The 502-nt window shown below is 53.4% G+C and carries 2 protein-coding genes; both read right to left on the bottom strand.

All coding sequences use genetic code 11. From position 1 onward, the window contains the following. The coding region (gene rplO, locus M6F29_RS12200) for a 50S ribosomal protein L15 (RefSeq protein ID WP_298160337.1) at positions 1-420 on the bottom strand (420 nt) is incomplete at its 3' end. Between the two features lie 3 nt (positions 421-423). After that, positions 424-502 (bottom strand): uL30 family ribosomal protein (locus M6F29_RS12195; protein ID WP_298160339.1); only part of this gene is annotated, 79 nt, incomplete at its 5' end.

The following is a 502-nucleotide window of genomic DNA, read 5'->3' as shown; positions in this document are numbered from 1 at the left end:
ACCGCCGGCAGCTTGAACCGCCGCAAGCGCACCCTTAGTCAGCAACAAACCCTGCAATTTGACCGCACGAGTAATCTCACCGCAAAGAATCACTTTTGCAGACAACGCATTCGCATGAACCACACCGGCTTGCTTGAGTGCCAACAGATCGATGGTATCGACCGGCAACTTCTGCAAATCGGACAAACGCACTTGAGCGGTGTCGTTACGTGTCAGCGAGACGAAACCACGCTTGGGCAAACGGCGTTGCAAAGGCATCTGACCGCCTTCGAAACCCACTTTATGGAACCCACCCGCACGTGACTTCTGACCTTTATGGCCGCGACCGCAGGTCTTGCCCAAACCGGAACCGATACCGCGACCAACGCGACGCTTGGCGTGCTTTGCACCTTGTGCAGGTTGAATATTATTGAGATTCATCTGTTACGCCTCACACTTAACCAAGTAAAACACTTTGTTGATCATGCCGCGCACGCAAGGAGTATCTTCCAGCTGCACAGTA

Source organism: Ferrovum sp. (genome assembly GCF_027317285.1).
Lineage (GTDB): Bacteria > Pseudomonadota > Gammaproteobacteria > Burkholderiales > Ferrovaceae > Ferrovum.
The sequence above is the reverse complement of the archived record's forward strand: the minus strand, read 5'-3'. Positions and strand labels throughout refer to the sequence as shown.